The organism is Bacillus sp. LQ01 (assembly GCF_057624735.1).
This window is the reverse complement of the sequence record NZ_JBYEZL010000001.1, coordinates 1656953-1673486: the sequence shown is the minus strand read 5'-3', so window position 1 is coordinate 1673486 and position 16534 is coordinate 1656953. Positions and strand designations below refer to the sequence as shown.

The 16534-nt window shown below is 34.8% G+C and carries 18 protein-coding genes and 3 pseudogenes; 6 read left to right on the top strand and 15 right to left on the bottom strand.

All coding sequences use genetic code 11. The features are described 5' to 3' along the window. Positions 1-149: 149 nt before the first annotated feature. A complete protein-coding gene (locus AC22L0_RS08635) occupies positions 150-1166 on the top strand; it encodes a D-alanyl-D-alanine carboxypeptidase family protein (RefSeq protein ID WP_001160052.1) in 1017 nt (338 codons plus the stop codon). A gap of 9 nt (positions 1167-1175) precedes the next feature. Here AC22L0_RS08635 and AC22L0_RS08630 read toward each other — a convergent pair. Next, a pseudogene (locus AC22L0_RS08630) lies at positions 1176-1334 on the bottom strand (DinB family protein); the annotation flags it as partial. Positions 1335-1499: 165 nt separating this feature from the next. On the opposite strand from AC22L0_RS08630, the gene AC22L0_RS08625 reads away from it, so the two are divergent. Next, positions 1500-1637, top strand: coding sequence for a DUF3956 domain-containing protein (locus tag AC22L0_RS08625; protein ID WP_000376554.1), 138 nt, complete (start codon positions 1500-1502; stop codon positions 1635-1637). 256 nt (positions 1638-1893) lie between these two features. Here AC22L0_RS08625 and AC22L0_RS08620 read toward each other — a convergent pair. From AC22L0_RS08620 to AC22L0_RS08605, 4 genes and pseudogenes are all read right to left on the bottom strand, one after another. Beyond that, positions 1894-2153, bottom strand: a pseudogene (locus AC22L0_RS08620) (DinB family protein); the annotation flags it as partial. 51 nt (positions 2154-2204) lie between these two features. Next, positions 2205-2774: a nucleoside/nucleotide kinase family protein gene (locus AC22L0_RS08615; protein WP_000513265.1), complete on the bottom strand. Its 570-nt coding sequence runs from the start codon at positions 2772-2774 to the stop codon at positions 2205-2207. 45 nt (positions 2775-2819) lie between these two features. Further along, the gene (locus AC22L0_RS08610; protein ID WP_114160179.1) at positions 2820-3353 is read right to left on the bottom strand and encodes a GNAT family N-acetyltransferase; all 534 of its coding nucleotides are present in this window, start codon (positions 3351-3353) and stop codon (positions 2820-2822) included. Positions 3354-3458: 105 nt separating this feature from the next. Next, a complete protein-coding gene (locus AC22L0_RS08605) occupies positions 3459-3815 on the bottom strand; it encodes a hypothetical protein (RefSeq protein WP_000535577.1) in 357 nt (118 codons plus the stop codon). Between the two features lie 596 nt (positions 3816-4411). Between AC22L0_RS08605 and AC22L0_RS08600 the strand changes: the two genes are divergently transcribed. The 3 genes and pseudogenes from AC22L0_RS08600 to AC22L0_RS08590 all read left to right on the top strand — a co-directional run. Next, entirely contained in the window at positions 4412-4789 is a 378-nt protein-coding gene (locus tag AC22L0_RS08600; protein ID WP_048535344.1) for a hypothetical protein, read from the top strand. A 392-nt stretch (positions 4790-5181) separates the two neighbouring features. Next, a complete protein-coding gene (locus AC22L0_RS08595; RefSeq protein ID WP_000526886.1) occupies positions 5182-5550 on the top strand; it encodes an FtsB family cell division protein in 369 nt (122 codons plus the stop codon). A 197-nt stretch (positions 5551-5747) separates the two neighbouring features. Next, positions 5748-5804: pseudogene (locus AC22L0_RS08590) on the top strand (exosporium leader peptide-containing protein); the annotation flags it as partial. A gap of 17 nt (positions 5805-5821) precedes the next feature. Here AC22L0_RS08590 and AC22L0_RS08585 read toward each other — a convergent pair. The 10 genes from AC22L0_RS08585 to AC22L0_RS08540 form a co-directional block, all read right to left on the bottom strand. Further along, positions 5822-6115: a hypothetical protein gene (locus AC22L0_RS08585; protein WP_487272195.1), complete on the bottom strand. Its 294-nt coding sequence runs from the start codon at positions 6113-6115 to the stop codon at positions 5822-5824. Positions 6116-6160: 45 nt separating this feature from the next. Then, positions 6161-6376: a hypothetical protein gene (locus AC22L0_RS08580; protein WP_000236249.1), complete on the bottom strand. Its 216-nt coding sequence runs from the start codon at positions 6374-6376 to the stop codon at positions 6161-6163. Between the two features lie 335 nt (positions 6377-6711). Next, complete coding sequence (locus AC22L0_RS08575) at positions 6712-8652, bottom strand: AMP-binding protein (protein WP_087965946.1); 1941 nt, start codon at positions 8650-8652, stop codon at positions 6712-6714. A gap of 49 nt (positions 8653-8701) precedes the next feature. After that, positions 8702-10243: an acyl-CoA carboxylase subunit beta gene (locus AC22L0_RS08570; protein ID WP_000886744.1), complete on the bottom strand. Its 1542-nt coding sequence runs from the start codon at positions 10241-10243 to the stop codon at positions 8702-8704. 2 nt (positions 10244-10245) lie between these two features. Then, positions 10246-11034, bottom strand: a complete 789-nt coding sequence (locus AC22L0_RS08565; RefSeq protein ID WP_087875389.1) for an enoyl-CoA hydratase — start codon at positions 11032-11034, stop codon at positions 10246-10248. 4 nt (positions 11035-11038) lie between these two features. Further along, the gene (gene mvaB, locus AC22L0_RS08560) at positions 11039-11950 is read right to left on the bottom strand and encodes a hydroxymethylglutaryl-CoA lyase (RefSeq protein WP_000775437.1); all 912 of its coding nucleotides are present in this window, start codon (positions 11948-11950) and stop codon (positions 11039-11041) included. A gap of 21 nt (positions 11951-11971) precedes the next feature. Beyond that, positions 11972-12187: an acetyl-CoA carboxylase biotin carboxyl carrier protein subunit gene (locus AC22L0_RS08555; RefSeq protein WP_001987345.1), complete on the bottom strand. Its 216-nt coding sequence runs from the start codon at positions 12185-12187 to the stop codon at positions 11972-11974. A 26-nt stretch (positions 12188-12213) separates the two neighbouring features. Then, entirely contained in the window at positions 12214-13551 is a 1338-nt protein-coding gene (locus tag AC22L0_RS08550; RefSeq protein WP_000486742.1) for an acetyl-CoA carboxylase biotin carboxylase subunit, read from the bottom strand. 15 nt (positions 13552-13566) lie between these two features. Continuing rightward, complete coding sequence (locus AC22L0_RS08545) at positions 13567-14712, bottom strand: acyl-CoA dehydrogenase (protein ID WP_000397282.1); 1146 nt, start codon at positions 14710-14712, stop codon at positions 13567-13569. Positions 14713-14928: 216 nt separating this feature from the next. Further along, positions 14929-15897, bottom strand: coding sequence for a YbgA family protein (locus AC22L0_RS08540; RefSeq protein ID WP_001248645.1), 969 nt, complete (start codon positions 15895-15897; stop codon positions 14929-14931). Between the two features lie 233 nt (positions 15898-16130). Between AC22L0_RS08540 and AC22L0_RS08535 the strand changes: the two genes are divergently transcribed. Further along, a complete protein-coding gene (locus AC22L0_RS08535; protein ID WP_000728151.1) occupies positions 16131-16430 on the top strand; it encodes a WGxxGxxG family protein in 300 nt (99 codons plus the stop codon). The last annotated feature ends 104 nt before the right edge of the window (positions 16431-16534 follow it).

Genomic DNA, 16534 nt, shown 5'->3' with positions numbered 1-16534 from the left:
TATCATATAAGAAATTGAACTTTTTCCATTAATAACCAAAATTTAATAATCCTTTATAATTCTTTAGAAATTCTTTACCTTTTCTTTCTTCCTAATTAAGCATTCCTTTTTACAATACTAGTATTGATGTCATAATAGGAGGATCGCTTATGCAATTCTTAAAGAAATTCGCTATTTTATTATTATCTTTTTTTATTACCGCACTTATCGTTTTATATTTTTATCTTTATGTAAATGGTCCGATTATTCAAGCTAAATCAGCTATTTTAATAAATGCTAATTCAGGTGAAATTGTTTATAAAAAAAATGAAGAAACTCCGGTACAATCAGCTGCTTTATCTAAATTAATGACAGAATATATCGTATTGGAGCAACTAAATGATAGAAAAATACAGTTAGATGACTTAGTACAAATAAGTAACGAAGTTTTCCGAGTAGAAACAAGCCCTATACAAGTAACATCGAATGATAAAACAACGGTTCGTGATTTACTTCATGCATTGCTACTGGCAGGGAATAATCGTTCTGCACTCGCTCTAGCAGAACACATTGCTGGAAATGAAGATAACTTTACAGTATTAATGAATAAAAAAGCAAAAGAACTAAAGTTATTACAACCATCTCCATTTCTAAACTCTACTGGAATTAATAATGATACAGATAAACAATCAACTACAACAGCGATAGACGCAGCTAAACTAGCAGCAAAATTAGTAAAAGATTTTCCAGATGTATTGAATATTACGAAACTAACCTCTTACCAATTTACCTTCAAAGATTCCCAGGTTTTCAATACGAATAAAATGATATATTCCCTTAATGAAAACATTAAACTTCAAGGTGTTGATGGCTTACAAACTAGTTTTTCAACTAACGGTAATTATAGTTTTGTCAGTACAGCAAAACTTGGAGATACTAGACTAATTTCAGTAATATTAGATGCAGATGAAGAAAACATTTCATTTATTGAAACAAAAAAGTTGCTACAGTATGGTTTTGATCCTTCCTCGTACTCTGCACTCCAAGCTTTTAAAGACGCCCTTACATCTTGGACAATATTGCTTCAGTTTAAAAATTTAATTATACAAACTATAATGATTTTTTTAATCATTACCACCTTAATGTTTTTACATATACGTCAGAAAAAATCCGAGGATTTCAATTAAGAAATCTTCTTATATATATAAAACCGACTTGCGCTTAAGATGCAAGTCGGTTTTTAATTCTATCATCCTCTTCAAATTTGCTGAAACTGGTTGCAAGTTTAACTTCCTCGCCCATACAGACAGCTGACCAATATGATGAATTTCATATCCCATTACATGTCTTAAAACCTATGTTTTTTGAGGCATACATCCATCTCTGTTTCCTTTCGTTGTGTTCGTTTGTTTAGTTTAAATGGGTTAATCTATTAATTCTATTAAATCCAACAATTGAACTATTACATTTTAAAGTTCTACTCATATACTATAGTAAATTACTAGAAAGGAGGTTTAACTATGGATAGTTGCGTTGTATTTGTAAACGGACAACCTTTTTTAGTTCTTTCAGTAGCTGGTATTGAAATTGCTAGATTAGAGATTTCCCTTCAAGTAGCATTAGCTCTAAGAGTGCTTGGGATACCAATCTGTGATTAATTACCAAATTAAAAGAAAAAGAGGGCATTAGCCCTCTTTTTTTATTTTCTTCTCACCTTTTCTTAACAACAAACAAAATTCAAATTTAATTAATTATAAAAAATTAAAGTATATGAACGTTACATGAAACACTTGTTAAGATAGCTGTCCTTCACACTATTTATTTCGCCGACATTATATAATCAAAGCACACAATGATTAACTTTTTATACGGCTTATTTTAAGTGTGCTAGCATTCTAGGCTAGATAATTATGACTGCAAAAAAACTTCAAGTTCTCGTTTATATAAATTAAATAACGCTTTCACTTTTTGAATCGATTGATAATCTTTAAATTGCTGTTCTCTATCTTCTTATCCTTAAAGAGCACTAATCCAACTATACTCTACATCTACAATATGAAATAATGTTTCTAAAATACCACCAGTTTGCAAAGTAAATCTTCCTCTGAAAGTTGTTCACACCACTTAAACCAATCATCTCTTACTTGCCAATTATATTGAAATAAAGTGTACACATTTATCTCTCTCTTACTTCAATTATCCACCTAACAGCATCTGTTATACATTTAACCATTGACAATCACTTCTCTTCGGCCAAGTTCCTCTACAGCGTGATTAATTATTTCACTTACAGATAAAGAACCATCCAATATGATATCTGAATTCGGCTTAACAGTATGAATTGCCTCTAAATAAGCTTTTCTCGCATATGTCATGTAATGTTCCAAATCATTATGTATTTCATCTATTGTACCTTCCTTAAAATCTCGCAAAATCCTTCTAGCCATCGCAATATCTAAAGGCGTATCAATAAATATAGTTACATCAATGAATTTTCGCATCTCACTATTTAAGTATGCAAAAGGATAATCTACAATAATATAGTCTAAGGTATTATTTTGTATAAGTTGCTCAATATCATGAATTAATGGTGTTAATACCCACTCGTCGTAATTCGCCCCATCATCAATCCATTTACAAATATCAGCAGGAGATTTATCAAATGTGTAACTATCAAAATATAGAGCTTTTGAGTTTTTAAACTTATGCTTTAATCTTTCTGTAATTGTAGTTTTACCTCCCCCCGAAACAGCTGCAATTGAAATTATTTTTGTTTTATTATCCACTATACCCACCAAACCCCTTTGTTAACATAATATAATTATAAATTACTATCGTTGCTACTTCTTCCATTCATATTCTAACATACTCATTTCCCATAAATTCCAATACGTTTCTCCTACTCTTTTTGACTCTCTTAATAAGCCTTCTTTTACAAACCCTATTTTTTCGTAACATGAAATGGCCGATGTATTAAAATCATACACACCAAGAGTTACTCTATGTAGTTTTAATTCGTCAAAAGCAATATGAAGTACTGCTTTCATCATATGTTTTCCTATAGAACGTCCTCTCATCTTCGTATTACCAACTAATACTTTTCCAATTCTAGCGGACTTATTAATATTATCTATTTGCCCAAGCGAAATATGTCCAATAACGTCTGAAGTCTCTTCATCTACCACTTTGAAAGCGAGTGTATTTGCACTTTCTATATACTTCTCTAATTGCTGTTCGTCTAAAGGAAATGTGAATGCATTTCCTGACCATTGTATTAGAAATTCTTCGGAATTAATCCAATTTATTAATTGTTTAAAATCAGATTTCTTAAAGCTTTCTAGTTTAATCACTTCCTTGTTCCTTTCGTACATCATGCTTTATAACCTCAAACTTATTTCTATATAAAGAATATATTCTCCTTTTATATAAAATTAAAATAAAGCCATTCATGTGAATGGCTTTACAAAAAAGCAGCATAATTATGCTTTGTTTGCTACATCAATACCATTAAAATCAAAGTCAGCAGTAACCGTTGTAACCGGTGGGAAAATTGCTTCAATTTTGCAAATGGAAATAATTACTCCAACCGATCCAGGAATAGCCGCAAGCCTAACTACATCACAACTTACAGACGAAACAGTACCTACATAAGTACGTCCCTCTGTATTAATTTGAACTGTTCGATTAATTAATTTCTTAAGTTCATCTCTAATTCCTTGTACACAAGAATTATCACATTTCTCATGCTGTTCTTTTTTACACTCTTCGAATACTTCCCAACAATCATCTTGTTTACATGTACACTTCTTTTTACAATTATTAAATCGAGAACCCAATACCTCACCCCCTAATCCTTTCTATTAGTAAAGTATGTCCACTAGCTTAAAAGGGTACGAGGCAAACACATAAAAAGAAAAAAACAAACAATTGTACCAAACTTTCTTTTCATTATTCATTATAAAAACAGACTTCTCCTAATTAAAAGCTTTTTAATGAGCGACCGTGAATTTAGTCCTACTCCATTTAATGTTTAGACACCACTTTCTAAAACAAACCTTTTTTCTTTTAAATAAGACGCCCCTTAAAAACACACTAGATTTTCCCATTAACTCACATATACATAGACTTTATTTGTGGATTTCCCATTTTTCATTGTGAAATATACATTTAAAAAGCGTACTCGAAAATAAGATATTATTTGTAATCAGAACATTTTCTTCAACAAGTGTTTATTGAAAAATACCATAACTAGTAGTAGTTCTCTCCACTTTCTCTTAAAAATTAGCATAGTTTGTATGAATTCTATATCGAGTAGAAGACACTCTATCATATAAAGATAAAATAGTAGGTTAATAAACAAGCAATTTTTTTATTAAAACATAGAATAATATGAACACTATTGAAAGGAGGTAGAAATAAATGTCCTGGAAAAATGATTGCTGGAGTTCTCAGAAAAAGCATTGTTGTGATGATTGGTGGAAATCTAAAGAAAAACATCATTGTGATGATAATTGGAGTTCTCAGAAAAAGCATTGTAATGATGATTGGTGGAAATCTAAAGAAAAGTGTCATTGTGATGACGATTGGAGTTCTCAGGAAAAACATTGTAATGATGATTGGTGGAAATCTAAAGAAAAGTGTCATCGTGATGATGATTGGAGTTCTAAACGAAATAAGTGTCGTTGTAAATGTTTCTTTATTTGTTGCCATTGTAAAAGGAAAAATTGGTAATATTTTCGATGCCAACTTAAAGGAAAGAATATGTCTTTTGGAACCGATAAATACTAGAATGTATTATACAAAAAGCTGACTGAATATAATCAGCTTTTTATCAATGAACACGTAAAGATTTCAACAGACATATGTATTTACTGATTAGGTGGGCTATTAAGAAAAAACAAGCTAACTCTTATAAATCGATTTTTAATTACTTCACGTACGTATAAAGCTTTAGATGCCCTCATTACTTCAGACGAATTCACCAGTATTTTCAGCAAAAAATTCATGGAATCTTTAATTAGTCGAGTACTTTCATTGCCTTCAGAAACCCCAGAGACAAGCGGGGTTTCTTTTATTTAAATAAAGATTTTGTTTAAACTTTACAAAACTCACCTATATTAAAATATCTTCTAAAATCCTTATTGAACATTTATAATACTATTAAACGGTTTAAATTCGACAATCAGTAATGGAGGCATTTTAATGGGAAACATCCCAAAAGTATCATCACACCAATCAAATCCTAATATACCCTCACAGCAAGTGAATCCTAATACCCAACAAGGTAGCATAAAAAAAACAAGACGCCGTATTATAACTACTTTGGCTTTTATATTACCTATAATTTTTGTCCTTCAATATTCTCTGAATAACCAACAAGAAATGATTAAAGAAAAACAAATCACACTTAATACGGAACAACAAAAATTATCTTCTGTAAAGAAGGATGGTCATTCCCTTAACAAGGATGTCAAGGCTTTAACAAGTAGTGAAGAAGAAATTTTAAAATTCGCAAGGAAACTGTATGGATTTTCCAAACCGAATGAAACTATATTTCAAATAACTGAATAAAATTACACGGCATTACCTAAAAGGCGATTTGAAGATAATCGCCTTTTTATATTTAATTTCTAAAGGAATCATACTAATCTCTCTTTCTATCATATAACTACTTTGTTTAATTTGTTAAAATAAAACCGCTTGTCCGTTTCACTTTGCTCTATCATTACATTTACTATTAGTAATACGATTTTTAGAGGTGATAAATAATGGACGAGTTTTTATCTTTTGCTGCACTTAATCCCGGTTCTATTGGACCTACACTTCCAACTGTTCAACCTTTTCAATTCCCTACCGGTCCCACCGGTTCTACAGGAGCTACTGGATTAACCGGATCAACTGGACCGACTGGGCCAACCGGATCAACCGGACCAACCGGATCAACTGGATCAACTGGATCAACTGGATCAACTGGACCAACCGGATCAACTGGATCAACTGGATCAACTGGACCAACTGGACCAACTGGACCAACTGGATCAACTGGACCAACTGGATCAACTGGACCAACTGGACCAACTGGATTTAATCTTCCTGCTGGACCTGCATCTATTACCTTGACTTCTAACGAAACCACAGCATGTGTATCCACTCAAGGAAATAATACTTTATTTTTTTCGGGTCAAGTATTAGTAAACGGTATTCCTACTCCAGGGGTAGTGGTCAGTTTTTCGTTTAGTAACCCATCTCTTGCTTTCATGGTTCCTCTTGCTGTCATTACCAATGCCTCAGGTAACTTTACCGCTGTATTTCTAGCCGCTAATGGGCCTGGAACAGTAACCGTTACTGCTTCTCTTCTTGATTCTCCTGGAACAATGGCTAGCGTCATTATTACCATTGTGAATTGTCCGTAATGATTTTATTTTTAAGAACTAAGCAATTTCTAATAAAAAGAGCACTGATTTTATAGTGCTCTTTTTTTATCATTTGGATGTGCCTTTCAAATTAAATTTCGTAACAGCCTATTAAAATAACGCTTTTATTGAATTTCATCCTTAACAAAATTTAATTACTCCAATGAATAAACATGCCACAGTATCGTATTTTAATAAAAACTATAAAACAGACATACTTAACACTAATAGTAGAATTTTTCTTCTTCATCAAATTCACTTCTTTTCTTTTTATAAACATAAAAAAGGATCTCTATTTATATAGAGATCCTTTCTAACTTTATAATTTACTAGACTGTAACCCCTGAATAAACGGAACTACTTCAGGATTTACAAGCGATGATAAATCACCTAACTCTTTTCCTAAGTAAGCTGCTTTAATAACACGGCGCATTACTTTAGAGTTACGTGTTTTCGGTAAATCTTCTACAACGTGGATGTCTTTAGGACACAACGCTTTTCCAATATGAGAGTTTACTAAACTCATTAATTCTTTCTTTAATTCTCCTGTGAATGTTACATGATCTCTTAATACTACAAAACAATGACAAACTTCACCTTTTACTTCGTCAGGTACACCAATTGCAGCAGCTTCAATTACATCGTTATGTTTCACAAGAATAGATTCATATTCAGCAGGTCCAATACGTTTACCTGCAATATTTAACGTATCGTCTGAACGCCCTGTGATGATATATTGTTCACCATCGTAAATGACCCAGTCACCGTGGACCCATTTATTTTCAAAACGTGACCAATATGTGTTCACGTAACGTTCATCATCTTCCCAGAAGCTTTTCGTCATACCTACCCAAGGTTTCTCTAAGCATAATTCTCCGACTTCATCTCGAATTGGTTTACCTTGATCATCCAGTACGACAGCTGCCATTCCTGGTAAAGATGCGTTAAAACTAATCGGTGCGATTGGCTTAATAAGAACATTACCGAAAATCCCACCAGAGATTTCAGTTCCACCTGAGTAGTTACAGATTGGAACATTTCCTTTTCCAACTGTTTCAAACAGCCACATCCATGGATCAGGATTCCAAGGTTCTCCTGTTGATGCGAATACTTCCAAACTCTTTAAAGAGTGTTTATTGACATACTCATCACCTTTTGCCATTAATGCTCGGATTAACGTTGGCGAAATACCTAGATGAGTAATTTCATATTTATCAACTGTCTCCCATAACCGGTCTGCTTCTGGGAAGTCTGGAACACCTTCGTACATAACCATCGTTGCTCCATTAATGAGTGAACCGAATAATAGAAATGGCCCCATCATCCAGCCCATATCAGTTACCCATAATACACGATCACCTTGTTTAATATTCATTCCAACTCCTGCATCAAAGGCTGCTTTCAAAGGAAATCCTGCATGCGTGTGTACTGTTCCTTTCGGCTTACCAGTCGTTCCTGATGTATAAATGAGCATTAATGGATCATCGCTTTGCATTTCTTCGGCATGTATGAATGGTTTTTCTTTTTCTAGCGTACTCCACGAAAAGTCATAGTTATGTGGTGTAAAATCATTTCCTGCATGACGAACGATTACCACTTTTTCAACAGTTGGGCAATGTTCACAAGCTTTATCTACTTCATCTTTTAAAGAAACAATTTTACCTCGGCGTGAAAATCCATCTGCGGTAATAATCATTTTTGAACCTGCCGCTTGCACACGTGTCATAACTGCATCAGACGCAAAGCCTGAGAATATTGGTGAAATAATTGCTCCAATTTTCATTACAGCTAGCATCGCAACAACTGTTTCTGGAATCATTGGCATATAAATTGTTACACGGTCACCTTTTTCAATACCCGCGTGTTTCAAACCATTGGCAACACGGCTTACCCAGTTATCAAGCTCTTCATATGTAAATGATTTTGAAGTTCCATTTTCCCCTTCATACTGAAGTGCTGGCTGTATTCTCGTCTCTTCATCCGCAAGCCAGCGGGATAAAGCTGATTCTACAACGTTACATGTTCCGCCATTATACCACTGTGCAAACGGTGTACCATTTTCTAAATCTAATACTTCTGTATAAGGTTTCATCCATTGATAGCCAACTGCTTTTTCTGCCTCTCCCCAAAACCAAGCTGTTTCCTCAATAGATTTATTATAAAAAGTTTCATAATCTTCATATCCCAATGATTTCATCCAACCATATAAACGTGTTTTTTCCTTGTACTCTTCTGTTGGAAACCAAACTGCTTGTTTCAATGTTTTCCCCTCCTTAACTTTTTGAGCAAGAAAGCCCTAAATAGGGCTTTTAAACTGGATATACAGGATGTTTACGATCCGTGAATACTTGATATTTACTCATATACATTTCGAAACGTCCTTTTAACTCTTCACGTAAATTGTTTGGATGAACAATACCATCAATCACCATCTCTGATGCTAAATGATAAATATCAATATCTTTCTTATACTCTTCACGTTTTTCAGCAATGAAGCTAGCACGCTCTTCTTCTGGTAAAGCTGCAATTTTATTTGCATATACAGCATTAACCGCAGCTTCTGGACCCATTACCGCAATAGAGGCTGTCGGTAATGCCAGGCAGCAATCTGGTTCAAATGCCGGACCTGCCATCGCATATAAACCAGCACCATATGCTTTACGAACAACGATAGAAATCTTCGGTACAGTTGCTTCACTCATTGCAGAAATCATTTTTGCACCGTGGCGAATAATACCGGCACGCTCTACTTTTGTACCGATCATAAATCCTGGTACATCCGCAAGGAATAATAATGGAATATGATATGCATCGCATAAATTAATAAACTTAGCAGCTTTATCAGCTGAATCGTGGAATAATACGCCACCCTTCATACGCGGCTGATTTGCAATAATACCAACTGGCTTACCATCAATACGTGCTAAGCCTGTAATTAGCTCTTGAGCAAATAATTTTTTTACTTCATAGAATGAACCCTCATCAATAACTCTATTAATGAGATCTTTCATATTGAAAGGAGCATTTTGATTTTCTGGAATGATTTGTTCTAACGTTTTATCGAATTGTTTCGGTTCTTGAGGTGTAACCAATGGAGTCTTTTCTAAATAGTTGTTTGGAAAATATGAAATGTATTGTCTTGCTTGTGTAATCGCATCTTCTTCTGTCTTACATAAAACATCTCCGCATCCTGATACAGAGCAATGCATACGAGCTCCGCCCATCTCTTCTAAAGTTACCTTCTCACCGATAACCATCTCAGCCATACGAGGAGATCCTAAATACATAGATGCATTTCCCTCTACCATCATTACAACGTCACAAAAGGCTGGAATATACGCACCACCAGCTGCAGAAGGTCCAAATAACAAGCATACTTGAGGAACTTTACCTGATAACTTCACTTGATTATAGAAGATTCTTCCTGCACCGCGGCGCCCTGGGAACATTTCTACTTGATCTGTAATACGCGCTCCAGCAGAGTCGACTAAATAAAATAACGGAACACGTAGTTTTTCAGCTGTTTCTTGAATACGTAAAATCTTTTCAACTGTGCGTGATCCCCATGATCCAGCTTTTACAGTAGAATCATTGGCCATTACACACGCAGTACGACCATGTATTTTACCCGTTGCCGTTACAACGCCATCCGCAGGTAAGCCTGTTTGTTCACAGTTAGCAAATAATGCATCTTCTACATATTCGCCATTATCAAATAGAAGCGCTAAACGGTCTCGAACGAATAATTTTCCTTTTGCTTTATTTTGCTCATGATATTTCGGTGCCCCGCCTTGTTTAATTGTTTCAACTCGTTCTTCAAATGAATTAGATTGTTGTTTTTGGTCTAACATATTTACTCCCCCTTATACATCGGTTTGCGTTTTTCTTTGAATGCCTGTAATCCTTCTATTCGATCTTTCGTATGGATTACACCTTCATACGCTTGTTTTTCCATTTGTAATCCGGTATGTAAATCAACTTGAATACCATTTGAAATTGCCTCTTTTGCTAATCGAACAGCAATAGGTCCATTACTAGCAATTTTCTCTGCTATTTCAATCGCTTTCTCATCAAGTAAATTAGCTGGTACAACAAATTCTACTAAACCATATTCTTTTGCTTCTTGCGCTGAAATACGTCTACCTGTATAAATTAATTCTTTCGCTCTACCAACACCAATTAATCTCGGTAAGCGCTGTGTACCACCCGCTCCTGGTATAATTGCAAGTGTCGTTTCAGTAAGACCAAGACTTGCAGATTCAGCAGCAATTCTAAAATCACAAGCTAAACTTAATTCCGTACCACCACCAAGTGCGATTCCATTTATAGCAGCAATAACTGGCTGTGGTAATTGTTCAACCATCTCCATAGTAGTGCGAATCATACTAACAGCATGGCGAACTTGTTCTTCATTCATATCGGCACGCTCTTTTAAATCTGCACCAGCACAAAACGCTTTTTCACCAGCACCTGTTAGAATAACTACACGCGTATTGGACTCTTCACTTATTTGAGTTAATATGTTTTGTAACTCTTCTAATAACGCTAAAGATAATGAGTTTGCTTGTCTTTCACGATATAACGAAATCTTTACAACGTGAGGTGTTACATAATCAACTGAAATATTTTGTAATTGTAGCATCTTCTCACCTACTTATCGTTTTATGTTGAAGCGCTCTATACACATGACTCGGTAATTGGATATTTAACTTACTTTGAATAAATTGACTAGCTCTCAATAACTTTTCTTCGTCTATATTCGTTTGGACTCCTAATTTATGGAGCATATGTACTAGGTCATCAGTAGCAACATTACCTGATGCTCCTGGTGCATAAGGGCAGCCCCCGAGTCCACCACAAGAACTATCAAACGTTGTAATACCGTATTCTAATGATTTAACTACATTCGCTAGAGCCATTCCATACGTATTATGAAAATGCATTGCAAACTGCGAAGCATCATACTTCTTTAATAGGTGTTCTAATACTTGTTCTACTTGTAATGGATTCGCTACACCGATTGTATCCCCTAGAGAAACTTCATAAATACCGTATGAAAATAGTTGATTACATAATTCGTCAACTGCTGCGAGACTTATATTCCCTTCATAAGGACATCCAAATACAGTAGAAACATAGCCTCTTACCTTTTTCCCTTCGAATAATGCCTGTTTTGTTATATCTTCAATTACGACTAATGCTTCTTTGATCGATTTATTAATATTACTTTTATTATGAGATTCACTTGCTGATAAAAAAACATTCACCTCATCTACATTTTGCAAAAAAGCTCGTTCCAAACCATTTTGATTCGGAACAAGCGCAGCATATGTAACATTGGGATCCCTTTTCAGCTCAGAAAATACATCATTTGCATCCGCTAATGCAGGGACCCATTTTGGGTGAACGAATGAGGAAACTTCAACATACGACAATCCCGCTTCTGTAAGTAGTTGAATCCATTTTACTTTATCTTTTGTGCCAACAATCTTTTTTTCATTTTGTAAGCCATCACGTGGCCCGACTTCTTTAATGACAGCAAAATTAGGTAGTTTCAATTCGCTTCCCCCTATATCTCCCTATTCAATTTCTAATAATACATCTCCTTCATTTACAAAATCGCCTTCTTGCACATTAATTTTCATAACTGTGCCAGCTTCTTCTGAAATGATTGGAATTTCCATTTTCATAGATTCCAAAATGACGACATCCTGCTCTTCCTCTACTGTATCTCCTACTCCTACAACAATCTTCCAAACGTTTCCTGCCATCGATGCGTATACTTTCGTCATCATTTTTTCCCCCTTAATATTGTTAAATCTTATTTTTTAACGAGTTGTTTCGTTACAAAGCCTGTTGTATAAATACCCTCTTTGAACACTTCGTCTTCCAAAACTTGCAGTAGCATTGGCGTGTTCGTTTTAATACCTTCTACTTTTAATTCTTCTAGAGCATCATGTAATTTCGAAATTGCTTCTTCACGAGTCTCCCCATGTGCAATGACTTTCGCAATCATTGGATCATAGAAAGGTGTAATCGTTACATGATTTTCTAAGAAGTGATCAATCCGTACATTTGACGGTAATGTTAAATCTGTAATTTTCCCAGGTGACGGGAAGAATGTTTTCGGATCCTCTGCATAAATACGAGCTTCAATGGCATGACCACTACGTTTTACATCATCCTGAGTAAATGATAGTTTCTCTCCACTTGCAATCAGAAGTTGTTGTTCTACAAGGTCTAATCCCGTAATTTCTTCTGTCACTGGATGCTCTACTTGTAATCGCGTATTCATCTCTAAGAAATAGAAGTTCTTCTGATCATCTACAAGAAACTCAACTGTACCTGCATTTGTATAACCAAGTGCTTTGGCAGCTTGTACAGCAACTTCTCCCATCGCCTTTCGTGTACCTTCATCTAAAAATGGTGAAGGTGCTTCTTCGATTACTTTTTGATTTCGGCGCTGTACCGAACATTCACGCTCCCATAAATACACTGTGTTACCATGTGTATCTGCTAAAAGCTGAATTTCAATATGATGCGCGTCTGCTATATATCGCTCTAAATACATTTCTCCGTTACCAAAGAAGTTTTGCGCTCTTGTTTTATTACTTTCGAACGCTTTGGTGAGCGTTTGCTCAGTTTCCATCAACTGCATACCAATGCCTCCGCCGCCTGCGGATGCCTTAAGCATTAATGGATAACCAATTTGTTTTGCAATTTCAATTGCTTCTTCAGCAGTTTCAATATTTGTAGTAATACCTGGGACTACTGGGACATCTGCTGCTTGCATTGCGATACGTGATTCGATTTTACTTCCCATCTTCGTAATGATTTCTTCTGAAGGACCGATAAATACGATTCCTTCTTCTTTGCAGCGAACCGGAAAAGACGGATTCTCTGATAATAAACCATAACCCGGATGAATCGCTTCTGCATTTGTCTTCTTAGCTATTTCAATAATTTTTTCAAGGTTTAAATAACTTTCTTGAACACGCGGTCCACCTACTAAGTAAGCTTCATTTGCCATTTTCACATGAAGGGCATTTTCATCTGCTTCAGAATAAATAGCAACAGTGCGAATGCCAAGTTTTTGACAAGTTTTCATAATACGAACAGCGATTTCCCCGCGATTCGCAATTAATATTTTTTGAAACATAGTGATTCCTCCCTTTTATCTACATCCTAAATGTCTAGCAATTACGAGACGTTGAATTTCAGAAGTTCCTTCACCAATTTCTAATAGTTTCGCATCACGAATATGTCGTTCAACTTCATATTCACGCATATAGCCATATCCACCATGAATCTGTACTGCTTGATTCGCAATACGGCTTGCCGCTTCCGATGCAAATAGTTTTGCCATTGCCGCTTCTTTACCGAAAGGTTTATCGTTATCTTTTAACCAAGCTGCTTTATGTACTAAATTACGTGCTAGCTCTACTTCAGTCGCCATATCAGCTAATTTAAATTGAATCGCTTGGAAATTAGAGATTGACTTTCCAAATTGTTGACGTTCTTTCGCATATTGCAATGCACGTTCAAAGGCTGATTGCGCAATACCAACTGCCAATGCTGCGATTGAAATACGTCCTCCATCAAGTGTATATAAAAATTGTTTAAAACCTTTATTTACATCACCAAGAATATTTTCTTTCGGTACACGAACACCATCAAGTACGATTTCACAAGTATTAGAAGCGCGAACGCCCATTTTATCGTAAGGACTAGAAATCGTTAATCCTTCACTAGTAGTAGGTACGATAAATGCTGAAATGCGTTTTCTACCATTCTCTTCAACACCGTTGACAGCGGTTACAATAATGGTATTTGCATACTCTGCGTTTGTAATCCAACACTTCTCACCACTGATTACATACTCATCGCCATCTAGTACCGCTTTCGTTTGAGTACCACCTGCATCTGATCCAGCATTCGGCTCCGTTAATCCGAAGGCACCTAATGTTTTACCTGACGCCATTGGAACTAAATACTTTTGTTTTTGTTCTTCTGTACCGAAATAATAAATTGGAGAAGCACCTAATGAAATTGTTGCAGCATAGCTTAAACCAGTGCCACCACAAGCGCGACCAATTTCTTCAACTGCTAACGCATACGATACAGTATCGCCACCTGAACCTCCATACTCTTCTGGGAATGGGATGCCTAATAATCCTAGTTCGCCCATTTTTTGAAATGTTTCATATGGAAACTCTGCAGTTTTGTCATAATATACAGCTTTCGGTGCGATTTCCTTTTCAGCAAAGTCACGTACCATTTCTTTAATCATTTGTTTTTCGCGAGTTAGAGTAAATTCCATTCCGCTACACACCCCTTATCGAATATTGAGTTTCGACAGCGTGCGAGTTTCTACTACAAACATAACAACTTAAAAGACAAGAATATTAGTTAGACAATTGCTATAATTCTGTCATAACTTAATTTTAAAACAGATTCTGTACTAATGCACAAAAAAATTCCTACATTGTTCTACAACAACATAGGATATTTTGTGTCGAATTATGTAATTTATTGTTTAATAATCTCTACCTTTTCCCGAATCAGAAATTTCTACTAATGCTTCAGGGTATGGTTCGAAGTACGTTTGTCTTAATAAATACTTTTCATCAAATCGAATGGCCCATGATTTTAAAATTGTAAGTAAACTACTAAGTGGTATTTTCTTTTCTGCATACTTTTGTAACAGTTCTATAAAATGATCTTTTTCTTGTTTTTTTAGCTTTGTTTTAAAGTATCCAAAAATGTGCTCGCATACATTTACATTCGATGTATAGCGGGGGGTGCGCATAAATAATTCATATAAAGTCTTCTCATAGTTTTCGAATACAACTTCAATCTTTTCATTTTTGTGATTTGCAATTATACGCCCTAATTCCTTTTGTTTCACTTGATTATATGCCATAAATAAATATTTATTGTCCGACTGAAACGATACAAGGTCTTTCATATTTTTATTATGTTTAATCATTTTGTAATATGCGATTGTAAATAGTCTTGTAAAGAAATGCTCTCTAATAATAAAATTCGACAATCTGCCTTCCTCTTCAATAGGAAGATGCGAAAATTTTTTTACTACTGCTCCGCCAAATAAGCCCGATCCTTTTCCCTTTGCTGGCGCTTTTTCAAAACCAGAATAAATTTTCACATCACGCGTACCACAACTTGGTGAACGATTCTTTAAAATAAAACCATCCACATCCGATATCGTTTGTAAAAAGTCATTTGAAAACTGCTCCATTTTTTCAGTTACATCTTCTCGTGTCGACGGTTGCACAAGTCTGTTCTCACCATTTTCTTCTACAATTCGTATCGTTTCACGAGGAGTTCCCAATCCAATCTCCACTTCTGGACAAACAGGTATAAATGTAACAAATGGCTGCAAATTTCGTATTGTTACATCTGGAATCATCTCTCCATTATATCGACAAGCATCAAATTCTAAACATTTACTTACGACGATTGTAGGTTTTGCAAATTGCCGCATCTCATTACCTCCTTAGTGCTAGTCCGTATACTATAAATTGTACTAAGATTAACATTTTAAGCAAAGTTTGATTCATTTATTTTTATGAGAAATATATATCCAATAATATATTAACAATCATTCAACTCTATTTTCAATAAATGTGCGCCCTATTATACTGGTTTAGATATTGTGAAATGAATAATACACAGATGCTCCGGAGAAATTAATGATTAAGAAAGGAGGGAATTGTTATGAAAAAGAAATTATCATCTATTTTAAGTGTTTTAGCACTCTCTATTATGTTTTTAGGTACATCTGCGCAAGCTGAATACGATGGAAATAATATGAATAGAGTGAATAACACTGATATTTCAACTCGAGTAAATGACAATAATTTAGACAGAGTTAATAATGATGTAAGAACTCGAAATGTAAATACAACAAATGATTTAAATGATAATCGTGATAGAAATAATAATTGGGCTTGGCTTGGTTTATTAGGACTAGCAGGATTATTAGGTCTTAGAAGAAGAGACAAAGAAACACGCTGATTTAGAATGTTTTTAATAAACAAGTACTTATTTATCAAAAATATATAACGAAAATAAATCGCCTTTTTAAAGGCGATTTATTTTTACTTAAAAAGTAATATATG

What these genes read in the sequence shown, in the direction of transcription:
- AC22L0_RS08635 (WP_001160052.1), top strand. Translation starts at nt 150, where the DNA reads ATGCAATTCTTAAAGAAATTCGCTATTTTATTATTATCTTTTTTTATT.
- AC22L0_RS08625 (WP_000376554.1), top strand. Translation starts at nt 1,500, where the DNA reads ATGGATAGTTGCGTTGTATTTGTAAACGGACAACCTTTTTTAGTTCTT.
- AC22L0_RS08610 (WP_114160179.1), bottom strand. Translation starts at nt 3,353, where the DNA reads ATGATGTACGAAAGGAACAAGGAAGTGATTAAACTAGAAAGCTTTAAG.
- AC22L0_RS08600 (WP_048535344.1), top strand. Translation starts at nt 4,412, where the DNA reads ATGATTGCTGGAGTTCTCAGAAAAAGCATTGTTGTGATGATTGGTGGA.
- AC22L0_RS08595 (WP_000526886.1), top strand. Translation starts at nt 5,182, where the DNA reads ATGGGAAACATCCCAAAAGTATCATCACACCAATCAAATCCTAATATA.
- AC22L0_RS08580 (WP_000236249.1), bottom strand. Translation starts at nt 6,376, where the DNA reads ATGGTAATAATGACGCTAGCCATTGTTCCAGGAGAATCAAGAAGAGAA.
- AC22L0_RS08570 (WP_000886744.1), bottom strand. Translation starts at nt 10,243, where the DNA reads ATGTTAGACCAAAAACAACAATCTAATTCATTTGAAGAACGAGTTGAA.
- AC22L0_RS08565 (WP_087875389.1), bottom strand. Translation starts at nt 11,034, where the DNA reads ATGCTACAATTACAAAATATTTCAGTTGATTATGTAACACCTCACGTT.
- AC22L0_RS08555 (WP_001987345.1), bottom strand. Translation starts at nt 12,187, where the DNA reads ATGATGACGAAAGTATACGCATCGATGGCAGGAAACGTTTGGAAGATT.
- AC22L0_RS08550 (WP_000486742.1), bottom strand. Translation starts at nt 13,551, where the DNA reads ATGTTTCAAAAAATATTAATTGCGAATCGCGGGGAAATCGCTGTTCGT.
- AC22L0_RS08545 (WP_000397282.1), bottom strand. Translation starts at nt 14,712, where the DNA reads ATGGAATTTACTCTAACTCGCGAAAAACAAATGATTAAAGAAATGGTA.
- AC22L0_RS08540 (WP_001248645.1), bottom strand. Translation starts at nt 15,897, where the DNA reads ATGCGGCAATTTGCAAAACCTACAATCGTCGTAAGTAAATGTTTAGAA.
- AC22L0_RS08535 (WP_000728151.1), top strand. Translation starts at nt 16,131, where the DNA reads ATGAAAAAGAAATTATCATCTATTTTAAGTGTTTTAGCACTCTCTATT.